Origin of the sequence: Microbispora hainanensis, from assembly GCF_036186745.1 — a bacterium.
Classification (GTDB): Bacteria; Actinomycetota; Actinomycetes; order Streptosporangiales; family Streptosporangiaceae; genus Microbispora.
Window position 1 is genome coordinate 6748826 of record NZ_CP108086.1, and the last position, 21273, is coordinate 6770098.

The following is a 21273-nucleotide window of genomic DNA, read 5'->3' on the forward strand; positions in this document are numbered from 1 at the left end:
AGTCACTCCTCGGAGTCGGCGGGGAGGGGCCGCCGGCGCAGGTCAGGTTTGCGAATCTTGCCGGAACCGGTCTTTGGCAACGTGTCGACGATATCCACGTAGATCGGGATCTTATACTTCGCGAGCCGAGGGCGGAGAAAGTCGCGAATTTCGTCGGGAGTGACATTCGTGCCGGGGCGCGGCACGACGAAGGCGCGGCCCACTTCGCCCCACTTGTCGTCGGGCACTCCGACGACGGCGGCCTCCGCCACGGCCGGATGTTCGAAGAGCACTCCCTCCACCTCCGCGGGGTAGACGTTCTCCCCGCCGGAGATGTACATGTCCTTCACCCGGTCGACGATGTAGAGGTGGCCCTCGTCGTCCAGGGTGGCGACGTCGCCCGAGTGGAACCAGCCGCCCTCGGTCAGCGCGGCGGCGGTCGCCTCCGGATCCCGCCAGTAGCCCGGCGTCACGTTCGGTCCCTGCACGAGCACCTCGCCCGGCTCCCCGGGCGCGACCGGGGTGAGGTCGGGCCGGACCACGCGCACGTTGGCGAAGAACACCGGCACCCCGGCCGAGCCCACCTTGCGCACGCTCTCGCCCGCCTCCAGGAAGGTCGCGCCCGGCGAGGTCTCGGTCATCCCGTAGCCCTGACAGAAGACCAGGCCGCGTTCCTGGTAGGCGCGGATCAGCGCGACCGGGATGGACGCGCCCCCGGACATCAGCGTGCGCAGCGAGGACAGGTCGGCACCTGCCCACCGCGGCGACTGCACGAGCGCGGCGAACATCGCGGTGACCCCGAACATCCAGGTGACCCGGTGCCGCTCGATGAGGTCGTAACACCGGTCGACGTCCCATGACGGCATGATGACCGACATGCCACCTTTGAGGAAGGTCGGCAGCAACGTCTGGTTCAGCGCCGCCACATGGAACAGCGGCGCGCTGATCAATGTGACCTCGGTGCTCGTCACGTCCACGCCGATCAGGATGTGGTAGGTGTTCCACACCAGGTTGGCGTGGCTCAGCATGGCGCCCTTGGGCCGTCCGGTGGTGCCGGAGGTGTAGAGGATGAGCGCGATGTCGTCGAGCGCCACCGGGGTGTCGATCGGCGTGGGGTCGCCCTGCGACAGCCACGTCTCGTAGTGCAGCTCCCTTTCCGCCGGTGACTCGAGCGCCACCACCGTGCGCAGGTTCGGCAAGCCGGGCAGATCGCGGACCACCGCCGCCACCTGTGCCGCGCACTCGGGCCCGTAGACGAGGACCGACGAGCCCGAGTGCTCCAGCATGTACGCGATCTCGGGCGCGGCCAGCCGGAAGTTCAGCGGGACGAAGATCCCGCCGAGCATGTGGGTGGCGAACATCGTCTCGGCGAAGGCGATGTGGTTCGGACCGAGGTAGGCGACCCGGTCACCCGCCCGCACCCCCGCGTCGCGTAACCGCGACGCGAGTCTCGTCGTCCGTTCGTGGACCTCCGTGTAGCTGTACGGCCGGTCCGCGTAGACGAACGCGGTGCGGTCCGGGCTCATCTGGGCCCGGCGGGCCGGCCAGCCACCCAGTCCGGCATTGCGCATATGTGGCACCCCTTGGTCAGGCGGAGGATGGTTTCGCCGTGTCGGCGGCGAGACCGGACGCGGGCCCGGCGGCGACCGCGGCCAGGTCGTGTCGGCTGGTCTCGCGCAGCGCCAGGACACAGACCACGGTGAGCAGGCAGCAGGCCGCGATGATCACCGAGATCGTCGTCGTGCCGCCTCCGGTCGAGGCGTCGAGCTGGGCGAACAGCAGCGGTGCGAGGCCCGCCCCGAGCCCGGCGATCTGGTAGCCGAGCGAGGCTCCCGTGTAACGGCTCCCGGTGGCGAACAGCTCGGTGTACAACGCCGCGAGCGGGCCGTACATCAACGGGTGGACGACCGACTGGCCGAGCACGAGCGCGATGGCGAGCACAGCCTGGTTGCCGGAGTCGACCATCGGGAAGAGCGCGAAGCCGAACACCGCCATGAGCACCGCGCCCGCGAGCACGACCGGCCGGCGCCCGACCCGGTCGGACAGCGCCGACCAGCCGACGATGCCCAGGACGGCCAGCGCGGACGAGAGCGTGAGCGCGTTCAGCACCACCTGCCGGGCGAAGCCGGCGCGCACGCCGTACGCGATGAGATAAGTGGTGAGGGTGCCCTGGGCCACGAAGGCGGACAGCCCGACGCCGATCCCGAGCAGCAGGGTCTTCGGGTGGTCGCGGAACACGTCCAGCAGCGGCAGCCGGGACGCCCGCTCCTTGACGGCCTCGAACAGCGGGGTCTCCTCGACCCGCAGCCGGACGAACAGGCCCACCGCCAGCAGCGCGATGCTGAGCAGGAACGGCACCCGCCAGCCCCAGCTCAGGAACGCCTGCTCGTCCATGACGGCGCCCGTGCCGGTGAGCACCGCCGTGGACAGCACCATGCCGAAGGGGGCTCCGGCGTTGGTGAAGCTCGCCCACAGGCCGCGCCTGCCGGTGGCGTGCTCGGCGGACATCAGCACCGCGCCGCCCCACTCGCCGCCGACGGCGACGCCCTGCAGGACCCGGAGCACGATGAGCGCGATCGGCGCGAGGCTGCCGATCTGCGCGTAGGTGGGCAGCAGGCCGATGAGGAAGCTCGCGACGCCCATCAGGGTCATGGTCAGCACGAGCATGCGCTTGCGTCCCAGCCGGTCGCCGTAGTGACCGAAGATCACGCCGCCGAGCGGCCTGGCCAGGTAGCCGGTCGCGAAGGTGCCGAAACTGGCGACCGTCGCGGTGAGGGAGTCGAGGGAGGAGAAGAAGACCTTGTTGAAGACCACCGCCGAGGCCGTGGCGTAGAGCAGGAAGTCGTAATACTCGATGACGCTGCCCAGGAAGCTGGAGGCCACCGCGCGGCGAAGCTGAACGGGGTTGGGGGATGAGACTGACAGGTTCGGCATGACCGAGCTCCTCGTCCGGGAGCGAGCTGGACTCTCGCCTTCTCGTCCGGAGGTTAGGCATATTTCTAACGGACGTCAATAGTTTGCCCAATATGTAACGGCGGCCCGTTCCGGGCACCTGCACCCCGCCCGGAGCCGCCCGTTCTCCGGCCTACCCCGTCCGGCGGCCGCACCCACGGACGGAGTGGCCGCCGGGTCGCACACCTTCAGATGTCGGGCAGTGATGTGACGGTCGTCACAGATGTGCATGACGTTCGGGTTCGGTCTACCCTGTGCTCGTGACCCTCGGCGGCGAAGACGACCAGGCGGCGCCATCCCTGCGCCCGCAGTCCCTGATGTTCAGCTTCCTCGGCATCTACGTGCTGCATCGCGACATCGCCGTCTACTCGGGGAGCGTCATCGACGTCTTCGCGCGCCTCGGCGTCTCCGAGGAGGCCGTACGGTCGACGCTCGCGCGGATGGTGAAGCGCAACCTGCTGACCCGGCACCGGCAAGGACGGAAGGTGTATTTCGGCCTGACCCCGCATGCCGTGGAGGTCCTGGAGGACGGGCGCAGACGGGTGTGGGAGACCGGCGCGGTGAACCGCGACTGGGACGGCACGTGGACGGTCGTCGGCTTCTCGATCCCCGACAGCCGCCGCAGCACGCGGCACGACCTGCGGTCGCGGCTCATCTGGGACGGCTTCGGCCTGCTGCAGAGCGGGCTGTGGATCGCGCCGGGCGTCAAGGACGTCACCGACGTGCTCGCCTCCCTCGACCTGGGCGACCACGTGACCGTGCTGACCGCCAAGGCGTTCAAGCCGACCGAGGCGGCCGATCTCGTCGGGAAGGCGTTCGACATCGAGCAGATCGCCGCGCGCTACCGGGCGTTCCTCGCCCAGTGGGACGTCCCCCGGCCGTTCCCCGGCGCGCCCGACGACCTGGCGCGGCAGTTGCTGCTGCACACCGACTGGCTGCATCTCGTCCGCCAGGATCCGCACCTGCCCGCCGAGCACCTGCCCCGCGACTGGCCGGCGATCCAGGCCGAGCGGACCTTCCAGACGCTCGCGCAGCGGTACGAGCCGCCCGCCGCCGGAATCGCCGCCACCGTCCTGGACACGCTGCCCGTCTGACACCGGGCCGTCTGACGTGTCCGGCCTATGGCCGTCTGACGGATCTGACCTATGACCGTCTGACGGGTCTGACCTATGACCGTCTGAGGCCCGGCCGCGCCGCCCCCTGATGGCTCGTCGCGGCGCGGCCGGGGCCGGTCAGGCGATGGTGCAGGCCGCGCCGTTGAGGGCGAAGGCGGCCGGTGCGGTGTTGGTGCCGCTGTAGGTGCCCTGGAAGCCGAAGTTCGTGCTGCCTCCGGCGGGGATGGCGGGGTTGTAGGAGACGTTGCGCGCGGTGACCTGGGCGCCGGACTGGGTCACGGTGGTGTTCCACGCGTTGGTGATCCGCTGGTTGCCCGGCCACGTCCAGGTGACGGTCCAGCCGTTGACGGGAGCGGTGCCGGTGTTCGTGATCGTGACGTCCGCCGTGAAGCCGTCGTTCCAGGAGTTGGGCCGGTACGTGATCCGGCAGGAGGCGCCCTGCGGAATCGACGGGCTCGGGGACGGACTGGCGGACGGGCTCGCAGACGGACTGGCGCTCGGGCTCGCAGACGGACTGGCGCTCGGGCTCGCGGACGGACTGGCGGACGGACTCGCGGACGGGCTGGGGCTCGGGCTCGGGCTGGGGCTCGGGCTCGGGCTGGGGCTCGGGCTCGGGCTACCGGTGAGACCGAAGAACTGGATGGCGATGGCCGCCATGCCGCCCATGGGGAGGCTGTGGCCCGCGCCCTGGATGGTGTACGCCTCGACCTGCACGGTCCCCGAGGAGTCGGCGTAGCGGCGGCGGCTCCACCCGGACTGCGGCGTGTCCGTGGTCGTCGGCGTCTGGCTCAGGCCGTGGACGTTCGTCCACTGCTTGATCTCCTCGTCCAGCTCGGCGTAGGCCACGACGTTGTCGCTGGTGCCGTGCCACAGCTGCATGCGCGGCCACGGCCCCCGATAGCTCGGGTTCGCGTTGCGGACCACGTCGCCCCACTGCTGCGCGGTCTTGCCCACGCACGGAGCGGAGTTGCCGCCCGGGCTGTAGGCCGCCTCGTTGGGGAAGCAGGTGAACGGCACGCCCATGAACGCCGCGCCCGCCTTGAACACCTCGGGATACAGGGCGAGCATCGCGTTGGTCATCATCGCGCCCGAGGAGGCGCCGGTCGCGAACACCCGGTTCGGGTCACCGTGATACTGCTGCTCGACATAGGTGATCATCGACATGAGGGACACGGGGTCGGTCTGGCCGCCGCGCACCTTGGACGCCTCGGACCAGTTGTCGAAGCAGTTCATCTTCTTCGAGGCCGACGGGTAGATGACGATGAAGCCATAGCGGTCGGCCAGCGAGGCGAACTCGGTGGACGAGTAGAAGCCCGGCCCCGAGCCCCCACATGTGTGCATGGCCAGCACGATCGGCGGGTTCTGCTGGACGTTGTTCGGGACGTACAGGTGCATGCGCAGGTTGCCGGGGTTGGCGCCGAAGCCGGTCACCTCGGTCAGCGTGGCCGCGGCGGCAGGGTGCGCGGACACCACCACCGACACCAGGGCCCCGGCGGCGCACAGCACCGCGGCGACGGCGCCGGCGACCGCCGCGATTAATCGTTTCATCCGCTCCTCCTTCTCGGATCAGCGGCGGTTCCCTCTTTTCCCATGCGCTATTCCGCGCACGTTCCGGAATCGCCGTTCGCTCGGAAGTCGTGACGTCAGCCGGTATAGAAGCAATGTCGGTCCGAGGTCAAGGGACGTCCGCGAGCGCCTCGCGGTCGAATAGGCGTTTCCACTGCATATCAAGGCACTTGCTATCAAGTAACTTGATACCCAGCCGCGAAACTTACATCTAGAAGATCGCGCGGTATGGTCGTCCGGTGACCGCCCGCCGCACCCGCCCCGCCGCTCGGCCCGCCGCCCCCGCGGCCCGCCTGAGCTACCTGGTGTTCCGCCTGGAGCGCCGCATCCGCGCCCGCCTGGACGACACGCTCGCCAGGCACGGCGTCACCACGACCGAATACATGGCGCTCAGTGAGCTGCGCACACGCGATGGGGTGTCGTCTGCGGAGCTGGCCCGCATCGCCTTCGTCACGCCGCAGGCGATGAACCTCGTCATCCGCGACCTGGAACGGCGCGGCCTGATCCGCCGCGATCCGCACCCGAACGGCGGCCGCACCCTGTGCGCCCGCCTCACTCCCGAGGGGACGGCCGTGCTGCGGAGCTGCGACAGCTCACTCGACGCCATCGAAACGGTGATGCTCGAAAAGGTCGACGACACCACGCGGGAGATCCTGCGAGACGGCCTCACCGTGTGCGCCCGGGCCCTGCGCCCCGACGCGTACTGACGACGTCGTCACAGCAGCCTGGTCATGAACACGCTGAGCGGGTCGGGCCGATAGTCGGCGAAGGGTTCGCAGTAGCGGAACCCGAACTTCTCGTACAGCCGTCGTGCGGGCAGGAAGAAGTCGGCCGAGCCGGTCTCCAGGCTCAGCCGGGTGAAGCCCATCCGCCGGGCCTCGCCGATGATGTGCTCCAGCAGCAGGGACGCGATCCCGCTGCGCTTGCGCGCCGCCGACGTGCGCATCGACTTCAGCTCGGCGTGCGCCGGGTCGAGCCTCTTGATGGCGCCGCAGCCCACGACGACGTCGCCGTCCATCACCGACCAGAACGTGACCTCGGGCGCGCGCAGGCCGTCGAGATCGAGAGCGTGCTTGCTCTCCGGCGGCGTGATGGACCGCATCTCCCGCACGTGTTCCCACAGGAACTCGGCGATCTGCGGGCCTGACAGGTCGTCCTCGATGATCCTCATCGCGCTCGTTCGTCCCGGGACGGTCGGTGACGCCGGTGGTCGGGAAACCACGGCCGGACGCCACTCTAGTGACTTCACGGGGCACCAGCACGGCAGGTCCGCCCGATCGGACCGACCCGGTAGCTCCCATTAGGCGAACCCGAAGCCGGGTGGCGGCGGCTCCCACCGGAACAGGCCGGCGGGCACGGAGTCGGCGAGGGCCTGGTATCCAGCCGGGTTCAGGTGCAGGTGGTCGCCCACGTCGTACGCCGCGAGCAGGCGGCGGGGATCGGCCGGGTCGCGGACGGCGTGGTCGAAGTCGATCACCGCGTCGAACCGGCGGCCGGTGCGGATCCACTCGTTGACCACCCGCCGGGCCCGCTCACGCCGGCCCTGCGCGTCGTCGTAGCCGTCGTGGCCGCCGAACGGCGTCAGCGTCGCGCCGTACACGCGGATGCCCCGTGCGTGCGCCCGCGTGACGATCTGGTCGTAGGCGAAGACGAGGTCGTCGGCCACCTGCTTCTGCGCGGCCGGGCTCGCCTCGGCGGTGCCGATGTCGTTGACCCCCTCGAACAGGACCAGCCACGCCACGCCGCTCTGGGCGAGCACGTCACGGTCCAGCCGGGCCAGCGCGTTGGGGCCGAGGCCGTCGTTGAGCACCCGGTTGCCGCCGGCCGCCTGGTTGAGCACCGCGACGCCGTCCATGCCGTGCCGGGTCAGCAGGCGGTCGAGCAGCCGGTCGGGCCAGCGGTCGTTGCCGTTGGTGGTCGAGCCCCGGCCGTCGGACAGGGAGTCGCCCACCACCGCCACCGCGGCGACCGAGGGCTCGGCCCACACCTCCACGCCGCCGAGGAAGTACCAGTGGTCCACCGGGGTCGCGCCGGGCAGGTCGGCGGCGTCGGCGTGGTCTCCGGCCAGCAGGTGGGAGGTGGTCCGCGAGCCCGGATGCGAGGTGATGTGCGCCGAGCGCTGGCCCTCGGCCAGATAGACGGTCACGGCGAGGTTCGACCGGGGTGCCACCTCGATCTCCAGCGGGTCGGAGACCGCCTGCGCCCCTGCGGGGATCGTCACCGGCGCGCGCCCGCGGAAGGTCACCGGCCGCACCGTCCCCGGCTCGACCGCGCTCACCCCGGCCCGTCCCCCGGCCGGCAGCGCCACGGTGACCTTCGTGAGAGGCAGCGCCGAGCCGCCGAAGGCGTTCGACACCCGCAGGCGGATCCGCCGCCCGCCCACCGAGACCCGTACGGTCTGCCGGAGCGTGGCATCGGCGAGGACACAGTCGTTGCGGGTGAACGGCGGAGGCGGCATGTTGTCGGGCTCGGTCAGCTGCGGCATCGCCGTCCAGGTGGGCACCCAGTGTCCGCCCGGAACAGCCCGGTGTCCGCCCGGAACAGCACAGTGTCCGCCCGGAACAGCCCGATGTCCGCCCGGAACAGCACAGTGTCCGTCAGGAACAGCCCGATGTCCGCCCGGAACAGAGTGCCCGTCCGCGGCAGGCGCCGTCATGGGATGCGCCGCCCGTGCGCGTCGGGGACGCCCGACTTGCGGAAGAAGTAGGCGTTGATCTGGTCGCGCCACTCCTCCGCGCAGCGGATCTGCTCGTCCAGGAGGTCCTTCACCCGGGTGTGCAGGGCCGGGTCGAACAACCCCACGGCCTCCTCCCATCGCCGTCCGGCCTCGGCCGCCTGCTCGGCGCCCGCGAAATGGGTGTCGTAGATGTGCTGGATGACCGTCGACCCGCTGCGCAGCACGTGCCCGTACGGGACGTGGTGGAAGAACAGCAGCAGCTCGTCGGGACAGTCGGCGAGCGACTCGTAGACCTCCGACCACGGCGGCGGATACTGGCCGGTGAAGCCGGTGCCGGTGGCGCGGGTGCGGTCGACGCCGACGCCGTCGCGGTCGGCGAAGTGGTAGGTGCCCCACGGCGTGTACTCGTATCCGTCCACGTCGGGCCCGTAGTGGTGGCCAGGACGGACCATGAACCCGACGCCCAGCGGGGCGGTGTAGCGCTCGTAGGTGCGCCAGGAGTCGTCCATGATCTCGTGCAGCGTGCGCCGCAGCCGCTCGGTGTCCCCCGTCGCCGCCGGGACGAAGGTGAGGTCGATCCACTCGTCGAGGATCGCCACCGGGTCCAGGCGCGGCTCCCAGGCCAGGCGTCCGAAGGCGTACAGGTTGGCCTGGGCGAGCGGGTGGCCGGTCCAGTAGGGGTCGTCGCCGACGTTGGAGACCGCCACCAGGTCGCCGCCGCCGACGAGATCGGCCACGTCGGCGCGGTCGGCGCCCCAGGGGCGGAAGCCGAGCACCTCGCGCCACATCGGCGCGAGATAGCAGACGTGCCGCTGCTGACCGGTGTACTCCTGCGTCACCTGGAGCTCCACCGCCACGCGGGTGGCGGGCATGGCCGCGATGACCGGCGACACCGGTTCGCGCGGCTGGAAGTCGATCGGGCCGTGCTTCACCTGGAGGATCACGTTGTCGCGGAACCGCCCGTCGAGCGGCGCGAAGTGGTCGTAGGCGGCGCGGGCCCGGTCGGTGGAGCGGTCGCGCCAGTCCTGCCGGTGGTTGTAGACGAAGGCCCGCCAGTGCACGACCCCGCCGTACGGCGCCAGCGCCTCGGCCAGCAGGTTCGCGCCGTCGGCGTGGTCGCGCCCGTACGCGAACGGGCCGGGCTGCCCCTCCGAATCTGCTTTCACGACATATCCGCCGAAGTCGGGGATCGTGTCGTAGACCCGGCCGGTGACGTCCGCCCACCACTTGCGCACGTCCTCGTCCAGCGGGTCGGAGGTCGGCAACCCTCCGACGACGACCGGCGAGGCGAAGCTCACCGACAGGTGCACCCTGATCCCGTACGGCCGGAACACGTCCGCGAGCGCGGCGACGTCGCCGAGCCGGTCCGTCAGCAGGTGGGCCTCGGTGGCGTGCACGTTCACGTTGTTCACGGAGATCGCGTTGATGCCGCACGCGGCCAGCAGCCGGGCGTAGGCGCGCACCCGCGCCAGGTCGCCGCGCGGGGCGCCGTCGCGCCAGAAGACGGACCCGCCCGCGTAGCCGCGTTCGACCTGGCCCATCACGGGATGCACGTCGACGTTGTCCCAGTGGTCGAGCATGCGCCGCCGCACCGCCGGCCGGTGATGCTCGGCCGGCCGCTCCCCCGCGAACGCCCGCTCCCCGAGCCGTACGACGTGGAACAGGCCGTAGAGCAGCCCGGCGGGCTCGTCGGCGAGCACCACGGTGACGCCGTCCCTGCGGGCGAGCACATAGCCCTCGTCGCCGATCGCGGAATCGGGGCGGACCTCGCCCGCGACGCCCGGCAGGGCCTCGGCGGTCGTGAGCGCGAGCACGAGGTCGTACGGCCCGTCACCGGCCCGGCGGACGCTTCCGCCGTACCGGGCGGACGCCTGGGCCACCTCGTCGTGCACGGTCTCGGCGAGGAGCCCGTCGCCGAGCACGAGCGTGCGGCGCGAGCCGATCGCCCGGAACGCCTCCGGCGGCAGCCAGGCGGGATGGACGCGATCAGGAGTCGTCACGTGGCCCCTCCGGGGAATCGCCCTGAGCGGTCGCGCCTTGAACGGTGAACTTCTCCGTGACCTCGGCGATCAGCGGCCTGCTGTTCAGCAGCAGCGCCGCCGCGAACACCGAGCCGAGCAGCGTCAGCGCGGCCTCGGTGGCGACCAGCGTGACCCCGGCCGCGACGACGGCGAGGCAGGCGTTGCCGAGCGCGACGCGGGGCGTGGAGAACAGGAAGTAGACGGCCAGGCGGGCGACGTCCCTCGCGCGGAACGCGAACAGCGACGTGATCACGAGCGCGTTCGCGCCCCACAGGGCCGTCGCGAGCGCCACGACGGCGAGCAGGACCGCCCACCAGCCCGGCACGCCCGCCGCGCCGAAGTTGGCGAACGTCGTCCCGAGGACGGTCAGCCCCGCCAGCCACGGAACGTACAGCTTCAGCACGCCGCCGATGTTCATCCGGTAGCCGCGCCAGAACGCGGACGCCGGGTGGAGGTCGGCCAGGTCCAGCCTCCGCCGGTGCAGCGCGTACAGTGCGGCGGACAGCGCCGGACCGGCCGGAAGCGCGCACGCCACGGCCAGCGGGACGTTGGCGGCGTCGCGGTCGAGCAGGACGAGCCCGGCCAGGCCGGGCAGGGTGGTGGCCACGATCAGGAACTCGACCGTGAGCAGCGTGTAGACCAGCGCGGAGACACGGGAGAGCGGTCCCTGGCCGAACCGCCGGATCGTCGTCTCGGTCATCGGGGGTCTCCCTGGTCGTCCAGGCCCAGCAGGCGGCGGTGGTCCTGCCCTGCCGCCCAGGGCGGGGTCTCGTCGATCACCGGGGTGATCTCCAGCAGGGTGACCTCGTGGCGGTCGAGGATGACGTCCAGGTGGACGTGCCCGTCCTCGATGGGCAGCCCGCGGTGAGTGCGGACCGGCTCGGCCGCCTCCCTGAGCGCGTCGAGCTGCCGGGGCCGGGGCGAGGCCGGGCGGCCCATCTCGCACCACGCCCGCCAGGCGTTGCCCTTCTCCTCGCTCACCGACGAGCGCAGCAGGAAGGCCGAGCCCGCCGGGGAGCCGGACGGGGAGCCGATCGGGACCGACAGCCGCACCCTGTGGCCGTCCACGGGCGGGCCCCCGGTGACGTCCACCGGCGCCCAGGCCAGCACGGCGACCCGGCCGGTGTCGTCGCGGGTGACCAGGTGGTCCGGCCCGCGCGCCAGGATCTCCTCGCCCATGCGGGCCATGAAGGCGTACAGGTGATAGGTCGGCTTCTTGATCTGGCGGTGGGTCAGCAGGCCGAAGCCGCCGTGGAACAGCGACGTCGGCACGCCCACCTCCTCGAACACGTCGCTGAAGGTCCAGTAGGAGAAGGAGTCGGCCAGGTCTCCCCCGGTGGCCAGCACCGGCGCGAGGTACGCGGCGTTGAAGGCCGTGTCGTGGATCGGGTTGTCGGGCCGGTAGGAGGAGTTGAACTCGGTGATGTGCACGGGCAGGTCCGCCAGCGGGCCACCCTTGAGCTGCTGCCGGGGCAGGGCGAACTGCTCCAGCAGCCGCGACGGCGGGCCCAGCGTCTGGTGCACGCCGAACGGCACATGCCGCGCCGGGCCGGAAGTGTAGGCGTGCCTGCTGACGAAGTCGATCGGCAGCGACCGTTCCACGACGAAGTCGGCGAAGCGCACCAGCCAGTCGTCGGAGCCGGGCGAGATGGCCGGCCCGCCCACCTGGAGCGAGGCGTCGACGTCCTTGATCGTGTTGACGGTCACCTCGTAGAGCCGCTGGTAGGCCGCCTCGTCGGCGTCGAGCCAGAACTCCTTGAGGTTGGGCTCGTTCCACACCTCGATCGGCCAGGTGCGCACCTGGTCGAGCCCGTACCGGTCGATGAGGTGCGTCACCGTGGCCCGCACCAGCGCGGCCCACTCGTGCCAGTCGCGGGGCGGGGTGATGTTGCCGTGCCACCAGAACACGGTCTGCTCTCCGGACGCGAGCCCGGAGGGCATGAAGCCCAGTTCGAGGAAGGGCGCGATCCCGAGGCCGAGGTAGGCGTCGATCACCTGGTCGACGTAGGTGAACACGTGCCGCACGTGCCGCCGGCCGCCGTGCTCGTACGGCCGATGGACGCCCACCCCGTCGCTCAGCAACCCGTGCCCCCGGATGTGCCGGAAGCCGATCTCCCGCTGCACCAGCGCCAGAGATTCCTGGTAGTCCCGGCGCAGGGCCAGGTCGAAGCGTCCGGTGCCGACGCAGAACCGCCAGGCGTCCGGCAGCCTGCTCGGGATCTCGTGGACATCAGGGACATCGGGGGCAGGGTCGCGCATCATCGTCCTTCGCTCGCCGTTCCGGAAAACACGTGCCGGCCGTGGGTCAGGCACGGCCGGCACGGGCCGGTCAGCCGTGCTCCTTCTTGTAGCGCTCGTACGCGCTGTTGACGAGGTTGACGTAGGACGTCATGTTCTTCGCCTCGAGTTCCTTGACGTAGGCGTCCCACTCGTCGAAGCTCCGCTTGCCGAGGATGAACTCGAGCGTGTTCTGGGTGGCGTGGTCCTTCAGCGGGGTCTGCCACAGCGCGGCCTGCTCGCGCTCCTCGTCGTTGAGCGGGCTCGGCGGCTTCGGCGGCAGCGCCTGCCTGGCGTTCATCGTCTTCTGCCATTCGATCTCCTCCTCGGAGAAGGTCGACTGGAGCAGTTCGGTGCTGCCGCCGTAGGCGAACACGCCGTTGGAGAAGCCGAAGTCCTTCTGCAGGTGCTTGGGCGCGCCGGGGTTGAGGCCGACGAAGTCGACGTCCTTCGCCAGCTGGTACTTGCCGGAGGCGTCCTTGGTGTAGGTGGTCCCCTCGATGCCCCACTTGGCGAACACCTGGCCCTCGTCGGAGTACCAGAGCCAGTCGATGAACTGCATCATCGCGACGAAGTTCTTGCTGTCGCGGGCCTTCTTGGAGATCATGATGCCGTTCTCCAGCCGGCTGTCGTTGGCGTCGGCCTTGACCGGCCCCTGCGGCCCGATGGGCACCGGGATCTTGATGAGCTTCGCCTTCGGGTTGGCCTTCTTCAGGGGCGGGCGATACTCGTTCACCAGCGTCTGGGCGTTGCCGCTGATCACGAAGGACTTGCCGGACGCCAGCTTCTGGATCGCCTGGTCGTCCTGCTGCGTGAAGCTCTCCGGGTCGAGCAGCTTCTCCTCCACCAGCGTGTGGAGGAACTGCAGCATCTGCTTGTACTGCTCCATGGCGCCGGTGAAGGCGAACTTCTGCGCGTTGGGGTCCCACGTGATGCCGGTCGTGAAGCCCCAGCCGCCGCGTGCGCCGCTGCCCAGACCGAAGACCTGGTTCAGCATGGCGCCGCCCGGCGTGGGGATGCCCCAACGGTCCGAGTAGGGATAGGAGTCGGGATACTCCGCCTTCATCGCCTTCAGCATGTTGTGCACGTCGTCCCAGGTCTGCGGGATCTCCAGCCCGAGCTTGTCGAGGATGTCGCTGCGCACCACGAGCGTGTAGTCCGTCCAGTAGTCCTCGTGGAGACCGGGGAGCAGGTAGAAACGGCCGTCCGCCTGCCGGAGCGTGTCAAGGTCGGCCTGCAGGTTCCACTTGGCGACCTTCTCCTTGAAGTTCGGCATCAGGTCGAGATAGTCGCTGACCGGCAGGACGCTGCCCGAGGCGACGAAGGGGGTCTCCTGGCCCGGGTAGGTCTTCGGGATGATCAGGGGAGCGTCGCCCGCGCCGATCATCAGGCTGCGCTTGTTCTCGTAGTCGCTCAGCGGCACCACGTTCGGCTCCAGCGTCACGTTGGTGCGCTTGGTCAGCTCCGACCAGAACAGCCAGTCGTTCTTGATCGGATAGAACGGGTGATTGTTGTAGAGGATGCTGAACGTGAGCGGGGCAGCGGCCTTGAACGTCTTGCCGACGCCGTAGTCGGCCATCGCGCCGTCCCGGTTCGCCGCGAAGTCGTCACCGCTCTGCTTGGCGCCGCCGGAGTCGCCGCCGTCGCCGTCGGTGCTGCAGGCGGCGAGAGCGAGGAAGGCTCCCACGGCGACCATCGCCTGACGCCGGTTGATCTCGTACATGAAAGGGGGGTCCTCTCCCTGGTGAAATGAGCTGGGGAAACGGGCTGAGTGAATGCGGAATGAGAGGTCCGGCGTGTTATCCCTTCACCGCGCCGAGCATGACGCCCTTGACGAAGTAGCGCTGGACGAACGGGTAGACCACCAGGATCGGGATGACCGTGAGCACCATCGTCACGGACTTGATGTTGGTGGCCACGGTCATGTCGGTGGCGTCGGCGCCGACGGACGTGCCCGTGGTGGCGCCGGCGATGAGGTTGCGCAGGTAGACGGTCACCGGGAACAGGTCGTTCTGGCTCATGTAGAGGAAGGCCGCGAACCACGAGTTCCAGAACGACACGGCGTAGAACAGCACCATCGTCGCGAGGACCGCCTTCGACAGCGGCAGCACGATCCGGAACAGGATGCCGTAGGTGCTCATGCCGTCGATCGCGGCGGCCTCCTCCAGCTCGACCGGCAGGCCCTCGAAGAACGCCTTCATCACCAGGAGGTTGAAGACGCTGATCGCGTTCGGCAGGACGATGGCCCAGATGCTGTCCTTCAGCCCGAGGCTGGAGATGAGGATGTAGTTGGGGATGAGCCCGCCGGTGAAGAACATCGTGAAGACCGCGATCCCGATGAGGACCGTGCGGCCCTTCAGGTGCTTCTTCGACAGCACGTACGCGTAGCACGTGGTCATCACCATCGCGATGGCCGTGGCGACGACCGTGTAGACCACCGTGTTGCGGTAGTTGGTCCAGAACGTGGGGTCGGAGGCCACGAACTCGTACGTACGGAAGGTGAACCCGACGGGAACGAGGTTGACCTTGCCGGCCCGGATGGCGAACTCGTCGCTGAACGACCGGGCGACGATGTTGACGAACGGATACAGGGTGACGAGCACGACCACGGTCAGGATGATCGTGTTCACGACCCGGAACACCCGGTAGCCCCGGGTCCTGTCGACGGTTACCACAGGCTCGTCCCCACCGTGCGCCGGGAGATCAGGTTCGCCGACATGACCAGGGCCAGCCCGATCACGGCCTCGAACAGGCCGATCGCCGCGGCGTAGCTGAAGCTGTTGGAGACGATGCCCATCCGGTAGAGGTACGTGGAGATCACATCGGCGGTGGGATACGTCAGCGGGTTGTAGAGCAGCAGGATCTTCTCGAAGCCCACGGCCATGAACGTGCCGATGTTGAGGATCAGCAGGGTCATCGCGGTCGGCCGGATGCCGGGGAGGGTCACGTGCCAGACCTGCCGCCAGCGGCTCGCGCCGTCGATCCTGGCGGCCTCGTACAACTGCTCGTCGATGGTCGTGAGCGCGGCGAGGTAGATGATCGTCCCCCAGCCGACCGTCTGCCACATCTCGGAGGAGACGTAGATCGTCCGGAACCACCCCGCCTCCTGCAGGAAAGCGATGGGCTCGCTGCCGGCCGCGCGCAGGAGCTGGTTGACCGGGCCGTCCACCGACAGCATCTCCATGACCAGCCCGGCCACGATCACCATCGACAGGAAGTGCGGCAGGTAGGACACCGACTGGACGAAGCGCTTGATCTTGCGGCCGCGCAGCTCGTTGATCAGCAGGGCGAGCACGATCGGCGTGGGGAAGCAGAACAGCAGGGTCAGCGCGCCGATGACCACGGTGTTGGTGAACACCTGCCAGAACGACGGGTCGTTCAGGAACATCTTCACGTAGCGAAGGCCGACCCATTCCTCGCCGAGCACGCTGCCGCCGGGCTGGAACTTCCGGAAGGCGATGACGTTCCCGATCATCGGCAGATACCGGAAGATCACGAAGAACAGCAGCGGAAGGATCGCCAGCGAGTAGAGCTGCCAATCACGGCGTAACGCCTGGCGCCAGGTGCGGCGCGGCGGGCGCCGCGCACGGGCGGGATCGGGCCTCGCCCGCCGGCGATCCCCGGTGTCCGGCGACGCGTCGATCGCCCTGGTGGTACTCATCCCGTGCCTCCGATGCCATCGGAACGGATCCACGGCGGCGCGTGCGGCCGCCGATTGGGGCGGCTTCGCGCACCCCGCCCCGAAAAGCGGCATGGCAGCGCGAACCGAAAGTTTCGAAAGTTGCCATTAATATTGCGGAAATATAGGACCCGGGCATGGGTGCGTCAAGAGGGCAGTCAATCCTCGGGATTCTGCCCATACCACCCCCAATGCCGCCTGGATCTCGGTGTATCCCAGCGCCTTCCGGTGGTAGAGTTTCGCGAAACTTTCGGATAAACGACGAGCGGACAGATGACCAGCGCCTCCCCCGCCCGCGATCCACGCCCTGCCACGATCGCGTCCATCGCCGAAGAGCTCGGCGTCTCGGTGACCACGGTCTCCAAGGTCCTCAACGGCCGGCCCGACGTCGCGCCCGACACCCGGGAACGCGTCGAGGCCGGCCTCGCGCGGCACCAGTACCGCCGCCGTTCGAAGCGGCGCACGCTCAAGGGGCAGATCGACCTCGTCTTCCACGAGTTGAACTCCATGTGGTCGATGGAGATCATCCAAGGCGTCGACGCCGTCGCCGCCGCCACGCGGATCGAGGTCGTCCTGTCCCAGCTCAACGGGGCGCACCTGCCACCGGATGAGTGGCTGGACGGCGTGCTCGACCATCGGCCTCTCGGCGTGCTGTTCGTCATGTCCCGGCCGTCCCAGTCGCAGCAGCGGAAGCTGCGGCGGGCGCAGGTCCCGTTCGTCGTCGTCGACACCGACGGTGAGATCGCCGAGTCCGTGCCCGTGGTCGGCTCGAACAACTGGGACGGCGGCCTGCTCGCCACCCGTCATCTGCTGGAGCTGGGCCACCGCCGCATCGCGGTCGTCTCCGGCCCGAAGGACGTGATGTGCAGCAGGGCCCGGGTCGCCGGCTTCCGGGTCGCCCACGACGAGGCGGGGCTCACCATCGACCCCGACCTCGTCAGGTATGGCAACTTCTACGTCGACGCCGGATATGAGCACGCGATGGACCTGCTGTCGCGCCCCGACCGGCCGACCGCGATCTTCGCCGGGTCGGACCTGCAGGCGCTCGGCGTCCTGCGCGCGGCCCGGCGGCTCGGCCTCGACGTCCCCGGGGACCTGTCGGTGGTCGGCTACGACAACGTGCCCGTCGCCGGCTGGGTCGAGCCCGCCCTGACCACCGTGGGCCAGCCGCTGCGCGACATGGCGACGGTCGCCACCCAGATGCTGCTCGACCTGGCCCGCGGCGTGGAGCCGGCCACGAGCCGGATCGACCTCGCGAACGAGCTCGTGGTCCGCGAGAGCACCGCGCCGCCGGGGAGCCGGGCCGGGGTCAGGGCCGCCGCGCCCGGCGCATGACCACCGCTCCGAGGGGAGGCACGGTGACCTCCCCCGACGCCGGGAGGCCGGTGAGCAGGTCGGTGCCGTCGCCGTCCACCGGGACGGCGACGGACGCCTGCGCGTCGTGGTTGAGCAGGAAGAGGTATTCGTGCCGGTCGTCCTCGCGGACCGCGCACTCCAGGTGGGCGGGCAGGCCGTCGAAGCGGTTCTCCACGCCCGCCGCCCTCAGCTCGCCGAGCAGCACCCGGTCGAAGGCGTCCTGCTCCAGGAGGGTGGCGAAGTAGACGACCCGGCCGGCGCCGAAGTCGTTGGCGACGACCGCGGCGCGTCCCCTGAGCAGCCCGTCGGCGTACGTCGCCAGCGCCGTGCCGCCCTCCAGGTGGATGTCCTCGCGCCACCAGTCGGCCGTCGCCGTACGTCCGTCGGCGAAGTCGACGGTGAACCGTTCGCCGGGGCGCGCGGGCCAGTATTCGTCGATCTTCGCGCCGATGAGGCGGCGGAACGCGCCCGGGTAGCCGTCCGGGCGGACGCGGTTGCACGCGTCCACCACGCCCGAGAAGAACGACATGACGACGGTGCCGCCGCTCCGGGCGAACTCGGTGACGGCCGCGACGCCCTCGTCGTCCATCAGGTACGCGTTGGGCACGACCAGCACCTTGTATGACGACAGGTCGCTCCGGGTGGACACGACGTCGACCGCGTAGTGGTGCTCCCACAGCGGCCGGTAGTGCCGCATGACGGTGTCCACGTAGCTGAAGTCGTTGCGGGGCAGGCCCCACACCTCCTCCAGCCCCCACCAGCCGTTCCAGTCGAACAGCACGGCGACCTCGGCCCGCGTGGTCGTCCCCGCCACGGGCGCGAGCCGCCCGACCTCCCGGCCGAGCGCGGTGACCTCGCGGAACGTGCGCGAGTCCGGTCCGGAGTGCGGCAGCATCGCGGAGTGGAAGCGCTCGTGCCCGCCGCGACTGGCGCGCCACTGGAAGAACATGACCGAGTCGGCCCCGCGCGAGACCGCCTGGAGCGAGCCGAGCCGCATCCGGCCGGGCTCCTTGACCACGTTGAGCCTCCACTGGCTGACCGCGCTCGCCGCCTGCTCCATCAGCAGCCACGGCCGCCCGCCCTTGAGCGACCGGAACAGGTCGAACTGGAAGGCCGCCGACACGTGCGCATCCGGGTCGGCGGGGTCGGGGTAGATGTCCAGGGCCGCCGCGTCCTCCTCCGGGGCCCAGCGCCAGTAGTCGGCGTGCCGGTAGAAGCGCATGAAGTTGGTGACGACCGGGATGTCGTCGCGGAAGGAGCGGACGATGTCGCGCTCGGCGACGAAGCATTCGAGCAGGGCGTCGGAGGTGAAGCGCTTGAAGTCCAGGATGCGGCTGGGGTTCATCCAGGTGTGCGGGACGCCCGGCGCATCGACCTGCTCCCAGTCGGTGTAGACCTGCCCCCAGAAGCGGGTGGTCCACGCCTCGTTGAGGGTCGCCAGGTCGCCGTACCTGCGCTGGAGCCAGCGGCGGAACCCGGCCGAGGCGGCCTCGTTGTACGCCGTGGGGCCGTACTCGTTGCTGATGTGCCACATCGCCAAGGCCGGGTGGAAGGAGTAGCGCTCGGCCAGACGAGTGGTGATGTTCGCCGCGTACTCCCGGTAGACCGGCGACGAGGGGTCGTAGTGCAGACGGTTGCCGAAGCCGAACCGCTCGCCGTCGGCCATGACCGGGAGCACCTCGGGATGCCGCTGCGACAGCCAGGCCGGCGGCGCGGCGGTGGGGGTGGCCAGGTTGACCGCGATGCCGTTGTCGTGCAGCAGGTCCATGACCTCGTCGAGCCAGCCGAATTCGTACTTGCCCGGCTCGGGTTCGAGCGAGGCCCACGCGAAGACGCCGAGCGAGACGATGTTGACCCCCGCCTCGCGCATGAGCCGGACGTCCTCCCGCCACACACTCGGGTCCCACTGCTCGGGGTTGTAGTCCCCGCCGTACGCCAGTCCGCCGACACGGTCTCGGAAGGCGCGCATGCGAGGGTCTGTCATCGAGGAGCTCCCGGGGGTGTGGCGGAGGGTGTGGCGGAGGGTGTGGCGGAGGGTGTGGCGGAGTGCGCGGGTCTCGCCGGCGGGATCAGGAGGCTGGATCAGGGGTTGGATCAGCTTACGCCGCCGGGTGTGGCCGCGCCGTCCCCGTTGGCGACGCACCCGGACGTCGTCGTGCCGCCGGCCGCGACGGTGCCGTCGCAGGGGGCGTTGCCGTCGCAGAGGGCGTTGCGGACGCTGACGGCGCCGCCGGTGCCGGTCAGTGCGCCACCGGGGCGGGGGCGCTCTCGTCGCGCGGGCGGACACCCGAGCGCAGCGGATAGAGGAGGAAGCAGCCGAAGGCCAGCGCCAGCACCACCAGGGGCACCGCGCCCATCATCAGCCGGACGCCGGTCTCGACGGAGGGCGGCTGCACCGCGGCCCCGTTGTGGTAGTTCGACCGTGCCAGCACGACGGTGATGACCACGGCCTGGAGGGACACCGCCCAGCGGACGATGAACCCGTTCATGCCGAAGTACATCCCCTCGCGACGGGTGCCCGTCCTGCGCTCGTCGTCGTCGATCACCTCGGCGAGCAGGATCTCAAGGAGCACCAGCATGCCCGCGATCCCGACGCCGATCGCGGCCCCGGTCACCGCCGTCAGGGCGAGGTTCCCGACGAGCAGGAACGGCACCTGTGCCGCGCCGTACACGACGATCGCGACGAGGACGGCGCGGCGCGGCCCGATCCGCGTGGTGACGCGGCTCCACACGTAGACCATCGGGATCGCGACGACGAACACCGCGCCCAGGATGACGCTGTTGGCGGAGTCGGCCTCGCCGAGGGCGTACTTGGTGAAGAACGGGATCCCCGCCTGCAGCAGGGCGAAGGTGAGCTGCAGCAGGAAGCTGCCCGTGACGTACGTGACGAACGCGCGGTTGGCGAGCGTGTAGCGGAGCGCGGCGAGGAACCCGAAGCGCTCGCGCTCCGCGTGCACCCGCTCGGCCGATCCGCGCAGCGACACCGCGAAGAAGGCCAGCGCCACGACGCCGAAGGACACGCCCATGGCCGCCCACCCGATCGCGCCGTACAGCAGGGGCGCGGCGGCGACGCCGACGATCATGCCGACGATGGCGAACATCTGCCGCCACGACGCGGCGGCGGCACGCTCGGCGATGGTCGTGAACATCTCGGGGAACAGCGACACGTAGTTCAGCACCACGACGACGAACAGCACGTCGTAGACGAGGACGACGACCAGGAAGTACCAGAACCGCGCGGTCCCGCCGTCCACGAGCGGGATCCAGATCATGGTGAAGGCCGCGGCCAGCGGCACCATGCCGATAGCGATGTACGGCACCCGCCTGCCCCAGCGCGTGCGGGTCCGGTCGGACAGGTGCCCCACGAGCGGGTTGAGCACCGCGTTGACGATGCCGTGGATCACCATGGCGACGCCGATGAGCGACGGATCGACGCCCAGGTGGTCGACGTAGTAGAAGGTGGCGAAGGTCGCGAACGCCTGGCTGAGCAGGTTGACCGACAGGTTTCCCGAACCATAGGCCAGCATCTGCCCGCGCCGCACCGGGCTCACCGAGCCGGGCTCCCCCGGACCGTGCGTCACCGCGCTTTCCGGGCCGGGCTCCACCGGGCCCGCGGAGCCGGGGCCCTCCTGACGGCGCTTCATCCGGCCC

The 21273-nt window shown here is 70.0% G+C and carries 16 protein-coding genes; 3 read left to right on the plus strand and 13 right to left on the minus strand.

Going from position 1 to position 21273, the window contains the following annotated elements:
• Positions 1-2: 2 nt before the first annotated feature.
• Together OHB01_RS31125 and OHB01_RS31130 are read right to left on the minus strand one after the other, a co-directional pair.
• Positions 3-1550 (minus strand): acyl-CoA synthetase, encoded by a 1548-nt coding sequence (locus OHB01_RS31125; protein ID WP_142649643.1) that lies wholly within the window; start codon positions 1548-1550, stop codon positions 3-5.
• Between the two features lie 16 nt (positions 1551-1566).
• Entirely contained in the window at positions 1567-2913 is a 1347-nt protein-coding gene (locus tag OHB01_RS31130; RefSeq protein ID WP_142649644.1) for an MFS transporter, read from the minus strand.
• A gap of 278 nt (positions 2914-3191) precedes the next feature.
• On the opposite strand from OHB01_RS31130, the gene OHB01_RS31135 reads away from it, so the two are divergent.
• Positions 3192-4025 carry a PaaX family transcriptional regulator C-terminal domain-containing protein gene (locus OHB01_RS31135; protein WP_205830644.1) on the plus strand — a complete coding sequence of 278 codons (834 nt, stop codon included), beginning with the start codon at positions 3192-3194 and terminating at the stop codon, positions 4023-4025.
• Between the two features lie 138 nt (positions 4026-4163).
• Here OHB01_RS31135 and OHB01_RS31140 read toward each other — a convergent pair whose 3' ends face one another.
• Positions 4164-5594, minus strand: a complete 1431-nt coding sequence (locus OHB01_RS31140) for a PHB depolymerase family esterase (protein WP_328854364.1) — start codon at positions 5592-5594, stop codon at positions 4164-4166.
• Positions 5595-5851: 257 nt separating this feature from the next.
• On the opposite strand from OHB01_RS31140, the gene OHB01_RS31145 reads away from it, so the two are divergent.
• Positions 5852-6319, plus strand: a complete 468-nt coding sequence (locus OHB01_RS31145) for a MarR family winged helix-turn-helix transcriptional regulator (RefSeq protein WP_328854365.1) — start codon at positions 5852-5854, stop codon at positions 6317-6319.
• Between the two features lie 8 nt (positions 6320-6327).
• Here the strand turns inward: OHB01_RS31145 and OHB01_RS31150 are convergent, their stop codons facing one another.
• The 8 genes from OHB01_RS31150 to OHB01_RS31185 form a co-directional block, all read right to left on the minus strand.
• Positions 6328-6783 carry a GNAT family N-acetyltransferase gene (locus OHB01_RS31150; RefSeq protein ID WP_328854366.1) on the minus strand — a complete coding sequence of 152 codons (456 nt, stop codon included), beginning with the start codon at positions 6781-6783 and terminating at the stop codon, positions 6328-6330.
• A 129-nt stretch (positions 6784-6912) separates the two neighbouring features.
• Positions 6913-8115: an SGNH/GDSL hydrolase family protein gene (locus OHB01_RS31155; RefSeq protein ID WP_328854367.1), complete on the minus strand. Its 1203-nt coding sequence runs from the start codon at positions 8113-8115 to the stop codon at positions 6913-6915.
• Positions 8116-8264: 149 nt separating this feature from the next.
• On the minus strand, positions 8265-10289 hold the full coding sequence (locus OHB01_RS31160) for an alpha-glucuronidase family glycosyl hydrolase (protein ID WP_328854368.1): 2025 nt from the start codon (positions 10287-10289) through the stop codon (positions 8265-8267).
• Positions 10276-11010, minus strand: a complete 735-nt coding sequence (locus OHB01_RS31165) for a hypothetical protein (protein WP_147944264.1) — start codon at positions 11008-11010, stop codon at positions 10276-10278. The genes OHB01_RS31160 and OHB01_RS31165 overlap by 14 nt, the downstream gene beginning before the upstream one ends.
• Complete coding sequence (locus OHB01_RS31170; protein ID WP_328854369.1) at positions 11007-12572, minus strand: GH39 family glycosyl hydrolase; 1566 nt, start codon at positions 12570-12572, stop codon at positions 11007-11009. The genes OHB01_RS31165 and OHB01_RS31170 overlap by 4 nt, the downstream gene beginning before the upstream one ends.
• 67 nt (positions 12573-12639) lie before the next feature.
• Complete coding sequence (locus tag OHB01_RS31175; protein WP_142649650.1) at positions 12640-14310, minus strand: extracellular solute-binding protein; 1671 nt, start codon at positions 14308-14310, stop codon at positions 12640-12642.
• Positions 14311-14386: 76 nt separating this feature from the next.
• Positions 14387-15262, minus strand: a complete 876-nt coding sequence (locus OHB01_RS31180) for a carbohydrate ABC transporter permease (protein ID WP_142649651.1) — start codon at positions 15260-15262, stop codon at positions 14387-14389.
• Entirely contained in the window at positions 15256-16248 is a 993-nt protein-coding gene (locus OHB01_RS31185; protein ID WP_142649652.1) for an ABC transporter permease, read from the minus strand. The genes OHB01_RS31180 and OHB01_RS31185 overlap by 7 nt, the downstream gene beginning before the upstream one ends.
• A gap of 291 nt (positions 16249-16539) precedes the next feature.
• Between OHB01_RS31185 and OHB01_RS31190 the strand changes: the two genes are divergently transcribed.
• Positions 16540-17601, plus strand: a complete 1062-nt coding sequence (locus OHB01_RS31190) for a LacI family DNA-binding transcriptional regulator (protein ID WP_328709926.1) — start codon at positions 16540-16542, stop codon at positions 17599-17601.
• On the opposite strand, the gene OHB01_RS31195 is transcribed toward OHB01_RS31190, so the two are convergent.
• Positions 17576-19606, minus strand: a complete 2031-nt coding sequence (locus OHB01_RS31195; RefSeq protein WP_328854370.1) for a beta-galactosidase — start codon at positions 19604-19606, stop codon at positions 17576-17578. The two genes, OHB01_RS31190 and OHB01_RS31195, sit on opposite strands and share 26 nt — an antisense overlap.
• Positions 19607-19862: 256 nt before the next feature.
• The gene (locus tag OHB01_RS31200; RefSeq protein ID WP_328854371.1) at positions 19863-21266 is read right to left on the minus strand and encodes an MFS transporter; all 1404 of its coding nucleotides are present in this window, start codon (positions 21264-21266) and stop codon (positions 19863-19865) included.
• Positions 21267-21273 lie beyond the last annotated feature (7 nt).

Coding starts and splice junctions, on each gene's coding strand:
- OHB01_RS31125 (WP_142649643.1), bottom strand. CDS start 1,550: ATGCGCAATGCCGGACTGGGTGGCTGGCCGGCCCGCCGGGCCCAGATG.
- OHB01_RS31130 (WP_142649644.1), bottom strand. CDS start 2,913: ATGCCGAACCTGTCAGTCTCATCCCCCAACCCCGTTCAGCTTCGCCGC.
- OHB01_RS31140 (WP_328854364.1), bottom strand. CDS start 5,594: ATGAAACGATTAATCGCGGCGGTCGCCGGCGCCGTCGCCGCGGTGCTG.
- OHB01_RS31150 (WP_328854366.1), bottom strand. CDS start 6,783: ATGAGGATCATCGAGGACGACCTGTCAGGCCCGCAGATCGCCGAGTTC.
- OHB01_RS31165 (WP_147944264.1), bottom strand. CDS start 11,010: ATGACCGAGACGACGATCCGGCGGTTCGGCCAGGGACCGCTCTCCCGT.
- OHB01_RS31170 (WP_328854369.1), bottom strand. CDS start 12,572: ATGATGCGCGACCCTGCCCCCGATGTCCCTGATGTCCACGAGATCCCG.
- OHB01_RS31175 (WP_142649650.1), bottom strand. CDS start 14,310: ATGTACGAGATCAACCGGCGTCAGGCGATGGTCGCCGTGGGAGCCTTC.
- OHB01_RS31185 (WP_142649652.1), bottom strand. CDS start 16,248: ATGAGTACCACCAGGGCGATCGACGCGTCGCCGGACACCGGGGATCGC.
- OHB01_RS31190 (WP_328709926.1), top strand. CDS start 16,540: ATGACCAGCGCCTCCCCCGCCCGCGATCCACGCCCTGCCACGATCGCG.
- OHB01_RS31195 (WP_328854370.1), bottom strand. CDS start 19,606: ATGACAGACCCTCGCATGCGCGCCTTCCGAGACCGTGTCGGCGGACTG.
- OHB01_RS31200 (WP_328854371.1), bottom strand. CDS start 21,266: ATGAAGCGCCGTCAGGAGGGCCCCGGCTCCGCGGGCCCGGTGGAGCCC.